This is a genomic window from Gluconacetobacter azotocaptans, from assembly GCF_014174355.1.
Classification (GTDB): domain Bacteria; phylum Pseudomonadota; class Alphaproteobacteria; order Acetobacterales; family Acetobacteraceae; genus Gluconacetobacter; species Gluconacetobacter azotocaptans.
On the sequence record NZ_JABEQF010000028.1, the window covers coordinates 1 to 15,973 of the forward strand.

Below are 15,973 nucleotides of genomic sequence, written 5' to 3' on the forward strand. Positions count from 1 at the left end.
GGCCGCGGCCCCCGCGGCCGGGCCCGACGGCGCCCCCCCGCAGCCGGTGCTGCCCGAGCCCGCGGTGCCGGCCTTCGGCGCCCTGCCGGCCGGCGTGCGTCCGCCCCAGCCGGTGATCGGCGTGTTCGATACCGGCGAGATCATGCGCCAGTCCGTCGCCGTCCAGCAGGTGGAACAGGAAATGGGGGCCCGGCGCGAAAAGCTGATCCGCGAGGTCCGGGCCGAGGAAGCCCAGATCCAGTCCCTGCGCCAGCGGATGATGAACGCCCCGCGCGACCAGGCCGAGATCCAGCAGCGGGCGTTGCAGCAGCGCGTGGCGGCCGACCAGCAGAAATTCGGCGAACGCAACCGCATCCTGCAGGAAGACATCCAGGTCGCGATGAACCAGGTCCAGCGCGAGGTGGCCCAGGTCGTCAACACCATCAGCAAGTCGCGTGGCCTGACGATGGTCGTGCAATCGGGCCTGGCCGTGCTGCATGGGCCGGAGGTCGATATCAGCCAGCAGGTCGCCACCCGCCTGAACGCCCTTCTGCCGCATGTCTACCTGCCCGCCGAGAACGAAGACCCGGAAGTGATCGCGAAATCGGGCCGCTTCCCCACAGCCCCGGTGCAGATGCCCGAGCCCGGTCCCCAGGACCAGCAGGGCTGACCCCCAGGAAGGTCGGGCTCTGCCCGAACCCGACAAGGGCCTCGGCCCTTGCATCCCATTCGTTTCATGAAGTCCTGGGTTTCCAAGGGCTAGGCCCTTTGGCGGGTCAAGGGCAACGCCCTTGCCTGGTCCGGATACCGCCTAGGCGGTCAGGTCCGCCAGGCGGCCGTCGCAGGCGCGCAGGGCGTCGTCGGGGGTCAGGCGCACCTGCAATCCCCGTTGCCCTCCGTTGGTATAGAGGTAGGGCAGGTCGGCTGCCTGCCGGGCGAAGGCCGTGGGCACCTTGCGCTTCTGCCCGAAGGGGCTGATGCCGCCGACCCTGAACCCGGTGATCCGCTCGGCATCGGCGGGTTTCATCATCCTGGCCGACTTGCCGTCGAAGGCGGCGGCCAGCTTTTTCATGCTGACCTCGTGGTCCGACGGGACGACGACGCAGACCGGCCGGCCGTCGATGTCGGCCATCAGGGTCTTGTAGACGCGCGACGGCGGTTCGCCGATCGCCTCGGCGGCCTGCACGCCCAGCCGGTCGGCCGACGGGTCGTAGGTGTATTCGACCGGGGAAAACGCGATTCCCGCCCGGCCCAGCGCCACCGTTGCCGGAGTATTCCTGCCCATGGCGCTGTTATAGCAGCGGGCGCATCCCCGGCAAAGCCGGGTTCAGCCGGCGGCTGCGATCCGCCGCCCGTGCCGGGTTTCGGTGGGCAGGCACAGCGCCGCCACGGCGGCCCCGGCCGCCTCGGGGCCGGGCAGGGACGACAGGTCGGCCGCGGGCATGGCCTGCACCCGCAGGCGCGTGGCGACGGGGCCGGGATCGTACAGATTGACCCGCAGGCCCGATCCGGGCGCGATTTCCTCGGCCCAGGTCAGGACCATGGCCTCCATCGCCGCCTTGGACGCCGCCATCATGCCCCAGAAGCTGGCCGGGCGGACGGCATGCCCGTCGGTCAGCACCACCACCCGGCCGGCCGGCGCGCGCTCCAGCAGCGGGGCGGCGGTGCGGATCAGGCGCCAGGCGGCGATGGCGTTCACGCTCAGCGTCGCCGTCCAGTCGGTGTCGCGCATGTGGGGGACGGGCGTCAGCACGCCCAGCATGGCGGCGCAATGCACCATCACGTCCAGCCGCCCGAACCGGCCGGCGATCGAGGGGCCCAGCGCGTCGATCGCCGCACCGTCCAGCAGGTCCAGCGGCAGCAGAGTGGACGCCCGCCCGGTTTCGCGGCGGATCAGGTCGTCGGTTTCCTCCAGGCCGCCCTGGCTGCGGGCGGTCAGGACGCAGTGGGCCCCGGCAGCGGCCAGGGCGCGCGCGCTGGCCCGGCCGATGCCCCGGCTGGCCCCGGTCACCAGCGCCACCCGGCCGGCCAGCGGCGGCTGCCCGTCCGCCCCCCCGGCGGGTGCCGCGGTCATGCGGCGGGGACGAATGTGTCCCCGCCTTCAGCCTCGTGGTCGACCAGCGGAATCGGATAGTCGCCGGTAAAGCAGGCGTCGCAATACCGGCCCTGCGCCGCCGCCCGGTCGGCATGGCCCAGCGCGCGGTACAGCCCGTCGAACGAGATGAAGGCCAGGCTGTCGACGCCGATCAGTTCGGCCATTTCCTTCAGGTCGTGCTGGGCTGCCAGCAGCTTGCTGCGTTCCGGCGTGTCGATGCCGTAGAAGCACGAATGCGTCGTCGGCGGCGAGGAGATGCGCATATGCACCTCGCGCGCGCCGGCGGCGCGGACCATGTCCACGATCTTGCGCGACGTGGTGCCGCGCACGATCGAATCATCGACCAGGATCACCCGCTTGCCGTCCAACACCGGGCGGTTGGTCGAATGCTTCAGCTTCACGCCCAGATGGCGGATCTGGTCGGTGGGTTCGATGAAGGTCCGGCCGACATAATGGTTGCGGATGATTCCCAGTTCGAAGGGGATGCCGCTGGCCGAGGCATAGCCCATGGCCGAGGGCACGCCGGAATCGGGCACCGGGACGATGACGTCGGCCTCGACCGCGCTTTCGCGCGCCAGTTCCACGCCGATGCGCTTGCGCGCCTCATAGACCGGCTGGCCGTCGAGGACCGAGTCGGGGCGGGCGAAATAGATGTATTCGAACACGCAGAAACGCGACTTCTGTTCGCCGAACGGCTTGATCGAGCGCACGCCGTCATTGTCGATGATGACGATCTCGCCCGGTTCGACGTCGCGGACGAATTCGGCGCCGACGATATCCAGCGCGCAGGTCTCGCTGGCCAGCACCCACGAGGGGGCGCCGCCGTCCTCGTCGTCGATGCGGCCCAGGATCAGCGGCCGCACGCCCAGCGGGTCGCGCACGCCGATCAGCGCGTCGCGCGACAGCGCCACCAGCGAATAGGCGCCCAGCACCTGCTTCAGCGCGTCGATCAGCCGGTCGACCACATTGGCGTACAGCGAGATCGCGATCAGGTGGATGAACACCTCGCTGTCGGTCGTGGACTGGAAGATGCAGCCCCGGCGCACCAGCGCGCGCTTCAGGGTCTCGGCGTTGGTCAGGTTGCCGTTATGCGCGACCGCCAGGCCGCCGAATTCGAAATCGGCGAACAGGGGCTGGACGTTGCGGATCAGCGTCGCCCCGGTGGTGGCGTAGCGGTTGTGCCCCACCGCGCGATGGCCGGGCAGGGTGGCCATCACCCGCGCGTCGCCGAACACGTCGCCCACCAGCCCCAGCCCCTTGTGGGTATGGAAGCGTTCGCCGTCGTACGAGACGATTCCCGTCGCCTCCTGCCCGCGATGCTGCAGGGCGTGCAGGCCCAGCGCCGTCAGCGCCGATGCGTCCTTGACGTTCCAGACGCCAAAGACCCCGCATTCCTCGTGCGGCTTGTCGTCGTGCTGCCATTGCGGCGCCACGTCGTCCCGCACAAAGGCAGGGTCATGCAGGAAGGCGGGGCCGTCAGGGGCCGGGGAACGGGTGGACATGATCAGCGGTCTTTCCTCGACAGGCCCGGGGGGCGGCCTCGTAAGGGTTCAGATCGGGGCGTCATGGCGCGTCTGCCCCGGTTGCGCAAGGCGCGGCTGCATGGAAATGGGAAGGAAGGGGGCCAGATAGAAGGCCCCCTGCGCCACCAGGGGCAAGGCGTGGGCGTCGCGCACCTCGTCCGGCCACGATGCGGGCGGGCCGATCAGCCCGGCCGCCAGGTACAGCGCCACCAGCACGCCATAGCCCCGCGCCCCGCCGAACAGCAGGCCCAGCGTGCCGTCCAGCGCGCCCAGGGCCGACCCGCGGACGCGCCGGCCGCAGGCCTGCGCCACCAGGGTGAAGACCACCAGCAGGCCGACGAACGGCACGACAAAGGCCGCGGTGTCGGCCGCCAGCGGATTGGCGATCCAGCGTGCGGCGACCGGTTGCAGCGATCCGGTCCAGTGCGCGGCCAGCGCCACCGCGCCGATCCAGCCGCCCAGCCCCAGCATTTCGCGCACCAGGCCGCGCCCGCAGCCGAACAGGGCCGAGACGACGACAACGCCGCCGCACAGCAGGTCGGCCCAGTTCCAGTTCATCGCCCGCCATCCCGGTGCATGGGGCCGTCACGTTCCTTCCGTTCCGGTGCGCGGACGGCGGCGGCCGTCCGGTCGGGCCAGCTTATGCCATCGCCCGCGCGGCGACGACAGGGGAAAAGATCGGGGCTCCCCGCCAGGCAGCCGGGTCAGGGCAGCTTGGTCGAGCGGATCTTCCACGGGCGGGTGATGGCCCGGCCGGTTCCGCGCACGGGCGCGTTCAGCGCCAGCAGCAGGTTGCCCACCCGCGTCCGGCGGTCCAGTTCCGTCCACACCGCCTCGGGCGCGACGTTCCGCGCCGCCCACAGGCGCATCAGGGTAAGCAGGACATGGGCGCTCTCGCGGACCAGGGTCGCCCGGTCGTCGGTGATCAGTGCGGTCAGGGAATGTTCGGCATGCAGGCCGAACGCCCGGGCGGTGCGGCGGATATGCAGGTCGGACGCCCCCGCGCCGGGTTCGGCGGGGACCGTCAACCCGGCCCACAGCCGCTCCAGCACGTCGGCCGCGCCATCCGCGCTGGGCATGCGCTCGCCGGCGCGCGCGGCGTCGTCCGGGTCTGTCTGCGAAGGGGGCGCGGACTGGGGCATTTGCGCATGATGCGGGTGGGCCGCCGCGCGGTCAACGCGGCACTCGGTCTGGCGTTGGTGCCCTTCCTGGTCGGGGTGTTGCCATCCGGACGGGATACGCGCATTACGTACCGAGCATGCAATAACAGTTGGTATCTGACATGTCGGCGCAGGGTTCCGATACCAATCAAATCCACAAAAGCTGGATTTACCGATTCGTTCGTATAAGTCATGGGCCACATAAAAATGCGATATCATCTTCTCAATCTCGAGCGCTCTCCTGAACGACTTGCCGCGTTCCGGAACGACAATCCCGCGTGTGCATATTTCACCAGAACGCAGGCAATCGACGGCAAGGAGGTCGAGAGGAAAATTCTTGCGGATAAACACCTGATGAACCCCGGTCTTGACTACACTGACGGGGCCATCGGGTGTGCATTGTCGCATATGGCGATCTGGACCGAGGTCATCAACAGTCAGGAGCCGGCGACTGTTGCCGAAGATGATGCTGTCATGAGAGCGGATTTCCGCTCGGAGCAGGAGCGCCTTCTTGCGGCAGCCCCGCCCGATTGGGACCTCATCCTGTGGGGCTTTAACACGGATGCCTACGTCACCTTCGACCTGATGCCCGGCGTCTCGAGGTTCACGGGGCATCTGTACCATGCGGATATCATGGGAAATCTGTCTTCTTTCAAGGAAACGAAATATAAATCCGAATTGTTCCCTCTTGTTCGCGCGCACGGAACGATCTGTTATTCGATTTCACCGCGAGGGGCGGAGCGTCTCTTGTCGCATGTCGTGCCTCTCCGCCCCATGGACGTGTTTTATCCAGGGTTGAACCGCAACAAGATCAACACCGGCATCGACGACATGATGGCATCAGTCTACGATGGCATGAAGACTTACGTCTGCGTACCGCCGATCGTTGTTTCAAAGCACGATCTGCCGAATAGCACCGTACAAACCGCAGATAGCCCTGTCGCCCACAAAGGCGTCGTAAAAGCAAACGCGGCTTTGCACTCCGCCGGTGAGTGTAGGTTATCGCGCAATATGTTCCTGCTCTCGCAGGAGAATGTCGGTCAGGATTTTGCTCTGGAAACGCACAGGCTGTGGCGTTACGTGAACAGTGACGGTCGTGTTGAAGCCGGGCGTCTGTCTTTGTTGCCCGACGGTCGCATCGGCGGCAGCTTGGCCCTTTCCACGCACAAATGGACCATGAGTGGTGTGGATCTTCTCATTCATGACGCATGCAATAAAACCGTCTCCAGATTCCATTCTTCATCTCATGGCGAATATGTCTCAGGCGAGGGAGGGGCAACCCTTATCCCTGTCCGCGATCCGGCAGCGCCAGCGTCTGTACTCCCGGTTCAAAAGACGGCACATCAGGCACGGCGAAACCTGGTCATTGTCAGGGCGGGACGGGAATCGCATCATCTGGATTGGGCACGCGATATAGAACTGTCTGATAGGACGTGGGATCTATGCGTCAGCTTCTACGGACCAGATGACGCATTTTCCGAGATAGGCGAGTGTGATTTCAGCATTCTGCAGAACAAGGATCGTAAGTGGCCGGCGATCGCGGCTCTTTTTGGTGAGCAGAGTCCATTCTGGCAGTATGACTATGTCATGATGCCGGATGATGATATCGCCATGACATGGTCTGACATCAACCGATGTTTTGAAGTCATGAAGGATTACGGGCTGTATCTGGCCCAGCCTGCGCTGGCCTCCGACTCTCCGCGCAATCATTTCTCGCATCCGCTGACGTTGCATCACCAGGGAACCGTCCTCAGATACACCTCATTTGTCGAGGTCATGGTCCCCATTTTTTCCCGGGACGCCATTCGTTTGTGCCTGCCGAGCTTCGTCACATCCGACAGTGGCTGGGGGTTGGATTGGGCGTGGCAGTCCATGCTCGGATATCCGAAAAGAAGAAGCGCTATTATTGATGAAGTTGTCGTGCGGCATATGCGGCCAGTAGGAGGTAATTATCAGGGGTTAACCCCCCAGGAGGATGAAGCGCGGGTACTGGATATGTTTGGAGGGAAAAAGATTCTGGTTAATTACGGGGTAGTGTTGGCGCAATAAATATAGAGTGTTTTGTTTGTCTCATCGTAAGAAATTATTTGAGGATTCAATGGGGACGCCAACACGTAGTGATGTATTGAATGCAGCTGCTGCTTATTATGAGGCGTCGCAGCACTCCGAGTTTATTCCTAGCGAAACTTTCATCCCATTCATGATGGGGGACGTCGGCCGAGCTGGTCCGCTGGATTGTTGAGATCGTGAAATATACGGACCAGAACAAGAGATTCGGCGTTTCGCCCAAACGCAGGAGCGTTGAACGTGCCCTTCGTGGCTCGGTCGCCGCCGACGCCCGAATCATGAGATACAGACGGCCATCACCGTTTCATGCGCATGGCTCACGATCGTTCATGTCCCTAGATTACTCGAGCAATCGTTAGAAAGCGGGCTCAACCTGCTTTCTGGTCCATCTTCACACCGAGAAATACTTCGCCCGCGGATTCAGCACCACCAGCGCCGAGGTCGATTGTTCGGGGTGAAGCTGGTAGCCCTCGGTCAGCGACACCCCGATCCGTTCGGCATCCAGCAGGCGCAGGATCGGCTCCTGGTCCTCCAGGCGCGGGCAGGCCGGGTAGCCGAACGAATAGCGCGAGCCCCGATAGCCCTGTTGCAGCATCTTCGCCATGTCGCGGTCGTCCTCGGCGGCGAAGCCCAGTTCGGCGCGGATGCGCTTGTGGGTGTATTCGGCCATGGCCTCGGCCATCTCCACCGACAGGCCGTGCAGATACAGGTAATCCTTGTAACGATTGCCCTCGAACCACTCGCGCGCGATGTCCGACGCCTTCTGCCCCACGGTGACGACCTGCAACCCGATGACGTCGCGCTGCGCGTCATCCACGTCACGGACGAAATCGGCGATGCATTCGCCATCGTCGCGCGGCTGGCGCGGCAGGGTGAAGCGCGCGACCTCGGTCGTGCCGTCCTCGGCGAACAGGATCAGGTCGTTGCCCTGGCCGGCAGCCTTCCAGTAGCCGTAGGCGGCCTGGGGCCGCAGGATGTCCTCGGCCGCCGTCAGCGCCAGCATCCGGCGCAGCACGGGGCGCAGTTCCTGCCGCGCCCAGCCCATGAATTCGTCCAGCGAGCGCCCCTGCTTCCGGAAGCCCCACTGGAACTGGTACAGCGAGCGTTCGTTCAGGAACGGCAGCACCGCATCCGGCGTCGCCTCCAGCACCCGCGCGCCCCAGAACGGCGGCTGCGTCACCGGTTCGTCGCGCGTCAGGCGCAGGCGGCGGGCATGGGCGGCGGCGACATCCACGGGGCCGAAGCCGCGGGTTTCCGCCTGTTCCATGTCGCGGGGCCTGACCCGCGTGACCTTGCCCGCGCGGCGCGCACGGATGGCGGCCAGATATTCGTCGAATTCGCCGCGCGCCACCTGGTCCATCAGCGACAGCCCGTCGAACGCATCGCGGGCATAGGCCACGCGCCCGTCGGTGCCGTAGGCGGCGGTGCAGTCCTCCTCGACATAATTGCGGGTCAGGGCGGCGCCGCCCAGCAGCACGGGCACGTCCAGCCCCTGGCGCGCCATTTCCTCGAGGTTCTCGCGCATCACCACGGTCGATTTTACCAGCAGGCCGGACATGCCCACGGCGTCGGCTTTATGTTCGCGGGTGGCGGCGATCATGTCGGCCACCGGCACCTTGATGCCCAGGTTGACGACGCGATAGCCGTTATTGGTCAGGATGATGTCGACCAGGTTCTTGCCGATGTCGTGCACGTCGCCCTTGACGGTCGCCAGCACGATGGTGCCGCGTGCCTGGCCCTCGGCGCGCTCCATGTGCGGCTCCAGATGGGCGACGGCGGCCTTCATCGTCTCGGCCGATTGCAGCACGAAGGGCAGCTGCATCTTGCCCGCGCCGAACAGTTCGCCCACCACCTTCATGCCGTCCAGCAGGATGGTGTTGATGATGTCCAGCGGCGGGATGGTCCGCATCGCCTCGTCCAACTCGGCTTCCAGCCCCTTGCGGTCGCCGTCGACGATGCGGTCCTTCAGGCGGCCTTCGACCGTCTCGGCGCGGGTCTTCTTCACCGCGTCGGCGGCCTTGCGGTCGGCGAACAGCTCCAGCAGACGCTGCAGCGGGTCATACCCCTCGGACCGGCGGTCGAAGATCAGGTCCTCGGCAACGCGGACTTCCTCCTCGGGGATCAGGTGCAGCGGCCGGATCTTGGACACATGGACGATCGCCGCCGTCATGCCCGCGCGCACCGCATGGTCCAGGAAGACCGAATTCAGCACCGCGCGCGCCGCCGGGTTCAACCCGAACGAGATGTTCGACAGCCCCAGCACGATCTGGATGTCGGGGAAGCGCGCGCGGATCAGGCGGATGCCCTCCAGCGTCCACGCCCCCAGCTTGCGGTCGTCCTCGACGCCGGTGCCGATGGTGAAGGTCAGCGGGTCGATCATCAGGTCGGACTGCGGCAGGCCGTGGCGGTCGCAGGCGAATTCGACCAGCCTTGTCGCGATCCGCAGCTTGTCCTCGGCCGTCTTGGCCATGCCGACCTCGTCGATCGTCAGCGCCACCACGGCGGCCCCGAACTTGCGGGCCAGGATCATGCGGTCGGTGGCGTGGCCCTCGCCGTCCTCGAAATTGATCGAGTTGATGATGGCCTTGCCGCCATACAGCTTCAGCGCGGCCTCGATCACCGGCGTTTCGGTCGAATCGATGACCAGCGGCGCGTTGACCGAGGCGGTGAAACGGGTGACGACCTCGTTCATCTCGCGCATTTCGTCCCGCCCGACGAAGGCGGTGCAGATGTCCAGCGCGTTCGACCCTTCGCCCACCTGCTCGCGCCCCACGGCCACGCAGCCGTCCCAGTCGCCTTCTTCCTGCAGGCTGCGCCATTTCTTCGACCCGTTGGCGTTGCAGCGCTCGCCGATCGAGAAATAGCTGTTCTCCTGCCGCAGCGGCACCTGCGTGTACAGGCTGGACACCGACGGCACCCAGACCGGGCGGCGCACGACGGGGGCCGGGCGGTGGCGGCCCGTGCCCTCGGCGCGGCGGCGCAGCATGGCGTCCAGGGCTGCGATGTGCGGGGTCGAGGTGCCGCAGCACCCGCCCACCAGGTTCAGCCCGTCCTCGGCCACGAAGCGGTCCACCCAAGTGGCCATGTCGGCCGGCGACAGCGGGTAATGGGTCTGCCCGTCCACCAGTTCCGGCAGGCCGGCATTGGGCTGGATCGAAATCAGGCCTGGCCAGTTTTCCGCCAGCCAGCGCACATGTTCGGCCATTTCCTGCGGGCCGGTGGCGCAGTTCAGCCCCATCAGCGGCACGTCCAGCGCATGGATCGCCGTGGCGGCGGCGGCGATGTCGGGGCCGACCAGCAGCGTGCCGGTGGTTTCCACCGTCACCTGTACGAAGATCGGCGTGTCGGCGCCCAGTTCGGCCCGGGCGATCTTTGCCCCGTTCACGGCGGCCTTGATCTGCAGCGTGTCCTGGCAGGTTTCGATCAGCAGGGCGTCCACCCCGCCTTCGATCAGCCCCCGGCACTGCTCGGCCAGGCCGGCTTCCAGCGTGTCGTAGTCGATGTTGCCCAGCGACGGCAGCTTGGTCCCCGGCCCCACCGATCCGATGACGTAGCGGTGCCGGCCGTCGGAAAAGCTCTCGGCGGCCTCGCGCGCCAGATGGGCGGCGGTGCGGTTGATCTCGCGCGCGCGGTCGCTCAGGCCGAATTCGCCCAGGGTGATCGGCGACCCGCCGAAACTGTTGGTTTCCACCATGTCCGCCCCGGCCTCGAAATAGCCGCGATGGATCTCGCGCACCAGTTCGGGGCGCGACAGGTTCAGGATCTCGGTGCAGTTCTCCTGCCCCCAGTAATCCCGCTCGACATCGAGGTCCAGCACCTGCACGCGCGACCCCATGCCGCCGTCACACAGCAGGACCTGGTCGCGAAGGGCGTCGAGAAGATGGGGTCGGGTGGTCATGATGTTCCTGGTTTTCCACGGAAGGGGCGCGGTCGTTATTCCCGCAAGGCGCGGCCGCTGTCCAGCATGGCCGCCCGCGGGCGCGCATTTGGGTATAATGTGCAACCCCTCGCGAGGCGAGGGGGAAGGAAGGTCGGGCTCCGGCCGAACCCGGCAAGGGCCTCGGCCCTTGCATCCCATTCGTTTATGAAGTCCTGGGTTTTCAAAGGGCGGTAAAGGGGGACGGATGGCAGGCAATGGCGATAGCGGGGACGACGACGGGCGGATCGTGCTGGACCTGGTGGACGCCGCCGCGTTCGCCGGCATGGCGGGCGATGCCGGCGCGCTGGTTCTGACCGGCCAGGGGGTGCTGGATGACGCCGCCGCCCCGGCGCGCGCGGGGTGGCAGGACGTGATCGCGCTGCGCGCCACGCTCTCGCCGTTCGGCCATGGCGTGGCCTGCGTGTGCTGCGTGCCGTCCGGCGGGTTCACCTCGGCGCTGTCGGACCTGTTCCGCGCCCGCGTGACCGGCCAGCGCCCATGGTTCGACCGCGTGGTGATCGTCATGCCCGCCGAGCAGCTTGACGAGGTGCGGCGCGAGGTGACGGGCCACCGCGTGGTGGCGGCGCGCTACCGCCCCGGCCCGGGGGCATAAAGTCCGGGGTTGCCAAAGGGCAGCGTCCTTGCCTTCGCCACCTCGCCGATGCGCCGCATTAACCCTCCCTTCGTCTTTCGGGGGCCAAGCTGGCCCGGACCCAGCGAAGGATGAGCCGTGGCGCAGTCAGACCCCCCGCCAGGTGCCGCCGATCCGGCCGCCCCGCCCGAGCGGCCGGCCCCCACGACGATCCGCCTGCATGCCGCGGCGGCGGCGGCGCGCTATCACGGCGTCGATGTGGATATCCGCGATTTCGTGGCCGAACCGGGCGAGGTCGCGCCGTCGCCGGCCGCCCTGGCGCGCTGGCTGAACGACCAGGGGGCGGTGGCCCGGGGCATGCGCCTGAAATGGCGCTACCTGGTGCGGATGCACAACACGCCGCCGGTCGTGCTGATGTTCCGCGACGGGTCGGCGGGGCTGATGGTCGCCGCCGACGCCGAACGCGGCGTCGTCTGGCTGCGCGACCCGCTGGGCGACGCGGGATCGACGCCCGTGGCGGTGGACGAACTGCGGCTGTCGCAGGTCTGGACCGGCGATGTGCTGCTGGTGAAGCGCCGCCGCGACCTGGCCGAGGCCGACGCGCCGATCGACTTCGCGTGGCTGGCGCGGATGGTCCTGCGCGAACGCCGCGCCCTGCGCGACATCGTGCTGGCGTCGATGGTGCTGAGCGTGCTGGCGATCTTCCCGCCGCTGATCGTCATGCAGGTGGTCGACCGGGTGGTGAATTTCCGGTCGATGGCGACGCTGGTGTCCATCACCGCCATCGTCTGCGTGCTCAGCTTCTATGAAATCCTGCTGACCTACGCGCGGCGGGAACTGACCCTGGTGCTGACCACCCGGCTGGACACGCGGATTTCGCTGCATGTCTTCAACCGGCTGCTGGCGCTGCCGCTGGAATTCTTCGAACGCCAGCAGGCGGGGCACGTCATCGGGCGCGTGTCGGCGATCTACAAGGTCAAGGATTTCATGACCGGGAAGCTGCTGAACACCTTCCTGGACCTGTTCACCCTGGTCGTCGTCCTGCCTTTCCTGTTCTACCTCAGCGCCACGCTGGCGTGGATGACCGTCGCGGCGGCGGGGGCGATCGGGCTGGTGGTCGTCGTCTTCATGGGGCCGGTGGGCGCGCTGATCGGCCGGAAGGTCCATGCCGACATGGCGCGCGGGTCGGTGATGTACGAAACCGTCGCCGGCATCCGCACCATCAAGACGCTGGCGCTGGAACGCCCCCGCCGGCAGTTGTGGGACGAACGGTCGGCCGAATCGGCGCTGTGGTCGCTGGCGGTCGGGCGCATGACCAACGTGGCCTCGACCGTGGTGATGCCGTTCGAACTGTTCATCAATCGCGGCATCATCCTGGTGGGGGCGTACCTGATCCTGACCGGCGGGGGCCAGATGGGCGGCGGCGCGCTGATGGCGTTCATGATGCTGGGCGGCCGCGTGGCCGCGCCGCTGATCGGCCTGGCGCGCCTGCTGGACGACCTGAACGAGGTCCGGACCGCCCTGGGCGAAGCGGGGCTGGTGCTGAACCAGCCCACCGAAAGCCGCGCGCTGACCAGCGGCCTGCGGCCCGACATCCGGGGCGCGCTGTCATTCACCGACGTGAACTTCACCTACCCCGGCGCCGCCACGCGCGCGCTGGACAACGTGAATTTCGACATCCCGGCCGGCACCATGCTGGGGCTGGTCGGGCGCAGCGGGTCGGGCAAATCCACCATCACCCGCCTGCTGCAAGGCGTCAGCCGGTCATACAGCGGGTATCTGAAGCTGGACGGCGTGGACCTGCGCGAGATCAACCTGACGCATCTGCGCCGGTCGTTCGGCGTGGTGCTGCAGGACAATTTCCTGTTTCGCGGGACGGTGCGCGACAACATCACCGCCGGCCGCCCCGGCCTGACGCTGGACGACGTGGTGCGCGCCGCCCGCCTGGCCGGCGCCGAGGAATTCATCGAACGCATGCCCGCCGGCTACGAAACCTGGATCGAGGAAGGCTCGACCAACATCTCGGGCGGCCAGCGGCAGCGCCTGGCCATCGCCCGCGCGCTGATCTGCGACCCGAGGCTGATGATCCTGGACGAGGCGACCTCGGCCCTGGACCCCGAGAGCGAGGCGCTGGTGAATGCCAATCTGCAACGCATCGGCCGGGGCCGCACCATGGTCATCGTGTCGCACCGGCTGTCGTCGCTGGTCGAGTGCGACCAGATCTGCGTGATGGACCAGGGCAGGGTGGTGGATCTCGCCCCGCATGAGGTGCTGCTGGAACGCTGCGCCATCTATCGCACCCTGTGGTTGCAGCAGAACCGCCACCAGGCCGCGCCCTCGGGGCGCGCCGGCCCCGCCGCGATGCTGGCCGAAGGGGGGATCGAGCCATGAGCGACCGCAGGATGGTCCCGGCCGGCGACGACGCGATGGACGGCTACGTGCTGCCCGATACCGACGATGCCGCCGCCCCCGCCGACATGCCGGCCGCCCTGCTGGAATTCCATTCGCCCAGCGCGGCATTGATCAACCTGCCGCCCACGGCGTCGGCCCGGTACATCACCTGGCTGATTTCCGGCCTGATGATCGCAAGCCTGGTGGTGATGTCGGTCTTTCCGCTGGACCAGGTCGTGACGTCCGAGGGGCGCATGGCCTCGACCGACGCCACCCTGGTGGTCCAGCCGCTGGAAACCTCGATCATCCGGTCGATCGACGTGCATGAAGGCGATTTCGTCCACAAGGGCCAGGTGCTGGCGCATCTGGACCCCACCGTCACCGACGCCGACGTGGAAAACATGCGCGTGCAGGTGCTGGCCTATGGCGCCGAGGTCGATCGCCTGACGGCCGAGGCCGACGGCCGCGACTACACCCCCGACCCCACGGTCCCCGCTGCGGTGCAGGAGGCGGCGGCCTTCCTGCGGCGGCGCGCCGAATTCACCGCCAAACTCGAGAATTACGACAAGCAGATGGCCGGCGCGCGGGCCGAGATGCAGGGTAGTCTGGCCGATGCGGCCATGTATGCGGCCCGCGCGCGCGTGGCGTCCGACGTCCACGCCATGCGCCTGCGCCTGCAACGCGACCAGGTGGGCAGCCGCCTGTCCACCCTGTCGGCGCAGAACGACCTGATGGAGGTCGAACGCGCCCAGATCGCCGCCCAGCAGGCCGCCGGCAGCGCCCGCGCCCGGCTGGAGGCCACGACGGCCGAACGCGACGGCTTCATCCAGAACTGGAAGGCCACGGTCTACCAGGACCTCAGCACCGCCCAGCACCGCCTGGCCGACGCGCAGGACGACTACCGCAAGGCGCGGCTGCGGCGCAGCCTGGTGGTCATGCGCGCCGACCGCGACGCGGTGGTGCTGAGCATCGCCGGCCTGTCGGTGGGCTCGGTGATGCAGTCGGGCAACCAGTTGATGACGCTGGTGCCGGTCGACAGCGGGCTGGAGGTCGATACGGCGGTGCGCGGCTCCGACGTCGGCTTCATCCGGCCCGGCGACCATGTGCTGCTGAAATTCGCGACCTTCCCCTACACCCAGTATGGCGGGGCCGAGGGCACGGTGCGCGTCATCAGCGCCGACTCCTTCGCCCCCGGCGATGGCGCGCAGACCGGCGCCGGGGCCGGGGCGCAGGGGGTGCATGCCAATGCGGGCGGGATGGATGCGTTCTATCGCGTGCGGGTGCGGGTCGATCGCTACACGCTGCATGACGTGCCGTCCTTCTTCCACCCCCAGCCCGGCATGCCGGTCGAGGCCGACATCCATGTCGGGCGGCGGACCATGATGCAGTACCTGCTCAACCGCCTCGTGCCCACGCTGACCGACGGCATGCGCGAACCTTGAAAGGTTGGGCGGGACGCCACTCGGGCTTTGCCCGAACCCACCAGGGCCTGAGGCCCTGGACCCCGATCATGAATAAACGACTGGGTTTCCAAAGGGCGCTGCCCTTTGGCGGGTTTCAGGGCAGAGCCCTGAGGACCCCCAGCCCATGAAGCGCGTCCTCTCCCGCGTCGGGGCGCGGTTTTCGCAGCGGGCGCGGCTGGCCCATGCGCTGGCCCTGCTGGCCGAGGGCGAGGCGGTCGAGGGGTTCGGCCATCTGAGCGTACTGGCCGGGGCCGGCATGCCCGAGGCGCAGTTTCGCGTCGGCCGCGCCTATCTGGACGGGACCGGCGTGCCGCCCAGCCTGGTCGAGGGCGCGCGCTGGATGCGCCGCGCGGCCGAGGCCGGGTGGGTCGAGGCGCGGCTGGTGCTGGGCACCTTGTACCTGTTCGGCCTGCCGCAGGAGGCCGGCGCGGCGCAGGGCCTGCGCCTGGCGGCCGAGACACCCGGCGACATCGTGCCCGACCCCGCCGCCGCCGCGCATTGGGCGCGGCTGGCGGCCGAAGCCGGGTCGCCCGACGCCCAGGCCCTGTACGGCTACATCCTGGCCAACGGCCCAGACGACCTGCGCGACGCGGCGGCGGCCGAGGGCTGGTTTGCCCGCGCGGCGGCGGCGGGCTGTGCGCAGGGGCATCTGGGGCTGGGGCTGGCGTGGCTGCGCGCCGCGGCCGACGAGGCCGGGCGCGCGGGGGCCGCCGCCCCCCACCGCCGAGGCCCCGCAGGCCGGCCGGGGGCGGGGCGCCACCAGCATGGCCCAAAACCACAAAAG

General features: G+C 67.8%; 11 protein-coding genes and 1 pseudogene. 6 read left to right on the plus strand and 6 right to left on the minus strand.

What is annotated here, in order from left to right; translation table 11 throughout:
* Nucleotides 1-649, plus strand: a 649-nt coding sequence (locus HLH34_RS18460; protein ID WP_183121033.1) for an OmpH family outer membrane protein, incomplete at its 5' end; no start/stop codon positions are given.
* Between the two features lie 141 nt (nucleotides 650-790).
* Here HLH34_RS18460 and ybaK read toward each other — a convergent pair.
* From ybaK to HLH34_RS18485, 5 genes are all read right to left on the minus strand, one after another.
* Complete coding sequence (gene ybaK / locus HLH34_RS18465) at nucleotides 791-1,264, minus strand: Cys-tRNA(Pro) deacylase (RefSeq protein WP_183121034.1); 474 nt, start codon at nucleotides 1,262-1,264, stop codon at nucleotides 791-793.
* 42 nt (nucleotides 1,265-1,306) lie between these two features.
* On the minus strand, nucleotides 1,307-2,053 hold the full coding sequence (locus tag HLH34_RS18470; protein WP_183121035.1) for an SDR family NAD(P)-dependent oxidoreductase: 747 nt from the start codon (nucleotides 2,051-2,053) through the stop codon (nucleotides 1,307-1,309).
* A complete protein-coding gene (gene purF / locus HLH34_RS18475) occupies nucleotides 2,050-3,576 on the minus strand; it encodes an amidophosphoribosyltransferase (protein ID WP_240162174.1) in 1,527 nt (508 codons plus the stop codon). The genes HLH34_RS18470 and purF overlap by 4 nt, the downstream gene beginning before the upstream one ends.
* A gap of 48 nt (nucleotides 3,577-3,624) precedes the next feature.
* A complete protein-coding gene (locus HLH34_RS18480; RefSeq protein ID WP_183121036.1) occupies nucleotides 3,625-4,155 on the minus strand; it encodes a CvpA family protein in 531 nt (176 codons plus the stop codon).
* A 146-nt stretch (nucleotides 4,156-4,301) separates the two neighbouring features.
* Nucleotides 4,302-4,739, minus strand: a complete 438-nt coding sequence (locus HLH34_RS18485) for a phosphoribosyl-ATP pyrophosphatase (RefSeq protein WP_183121037.1) — start codon at nucleotides 4,737-4,739, stop codon at nucleotides 4,302-4,304.
* 225 nt (nucleotides 4,740-4,964) lie between these two features.
* On the opposite strand from HLH34_RS18485, the gene HLH34_RS18490 reads away from it, so the two are divergent.
* Entirely contained in the window at nucleotides 4,965-6,806 is a 1,842-nt protein-coding gene (locus HLH34_RS18490; RefSeq protein WP_183121038.1) for a glycosyltransferase family 25 protein, read from the plus strand.
* 409 nt (nucleotides 6,807-7,215) lie between these two features.
* On the opposite strand, the gene metH is transcribed toward HLH34_RS18490, so the two are convergent.
* Entirely contained in the window at nucleotides 7,216-10,722 is a 3,507-nt protein-coding gene (metH, locus tag HLH34_RS18495) for a methionine synthase (RefSeq protein WP_183121039.1), read from the minus strand.
* Between the two features lie 226 nt (nucleotides 10,723-10,948).
* On the opposite strand from metH, the gene HLH34_RS18500 reads away from it, so the two are divergent.
* The 4 genes and pseudogenes from HLH34_RS18500 to HLH34_RS18515 form a co-directional block, all read left to right on the plus strand.
* Nucleotides 10,949-11,356, plus strand: a complete 408-nt coding sequence (locus HLH34_RS18500; RefSeq protein ID WP_183121040.1) for a hypothetical protein — start codon at nucleotides 10,949-10,951, stop codon at nucleotides 11,354-11,356.
* A gap of 117 nt (nucleotides 11,357-11,473) precedes the next feature.
* Nucleotides 11,474-13,726 (plus strand): peptidase domain-containing ABC transporter, encoded by a 2,253-nt coding sequence (locus HLH34_RS18505; protein WP_183121041.1) that lies wholly within the window; start codon nucleotides 11,474-11,476, stop codon nucleotides 13,724-13,726.
* Nucleotides 13,723-15,168, plus strand: a complete 1,446-nt coding sequence (locus HLH34_RS18510; RefSeq protein WP_183121042.1) for an HlyD family type I secretion periplasmic adaptor subunit — start codon at nucleotides 13,723-13,725, stop codon at nucleotides 15,166-15,168. Before HLH34_RS18505 ends, HLH34_RS18510 begins: the two co-directional genes overlap by 4 nt.
* 145 nt (nucleotides 15,169-15,313) lie before the next feature.
* Nucleotides 15,314-15,973 (plus strand): annotated as a pseudogene (locus tag HLH34_RS18515) (SEL1-like repeat protein); the annotation flags it as partial.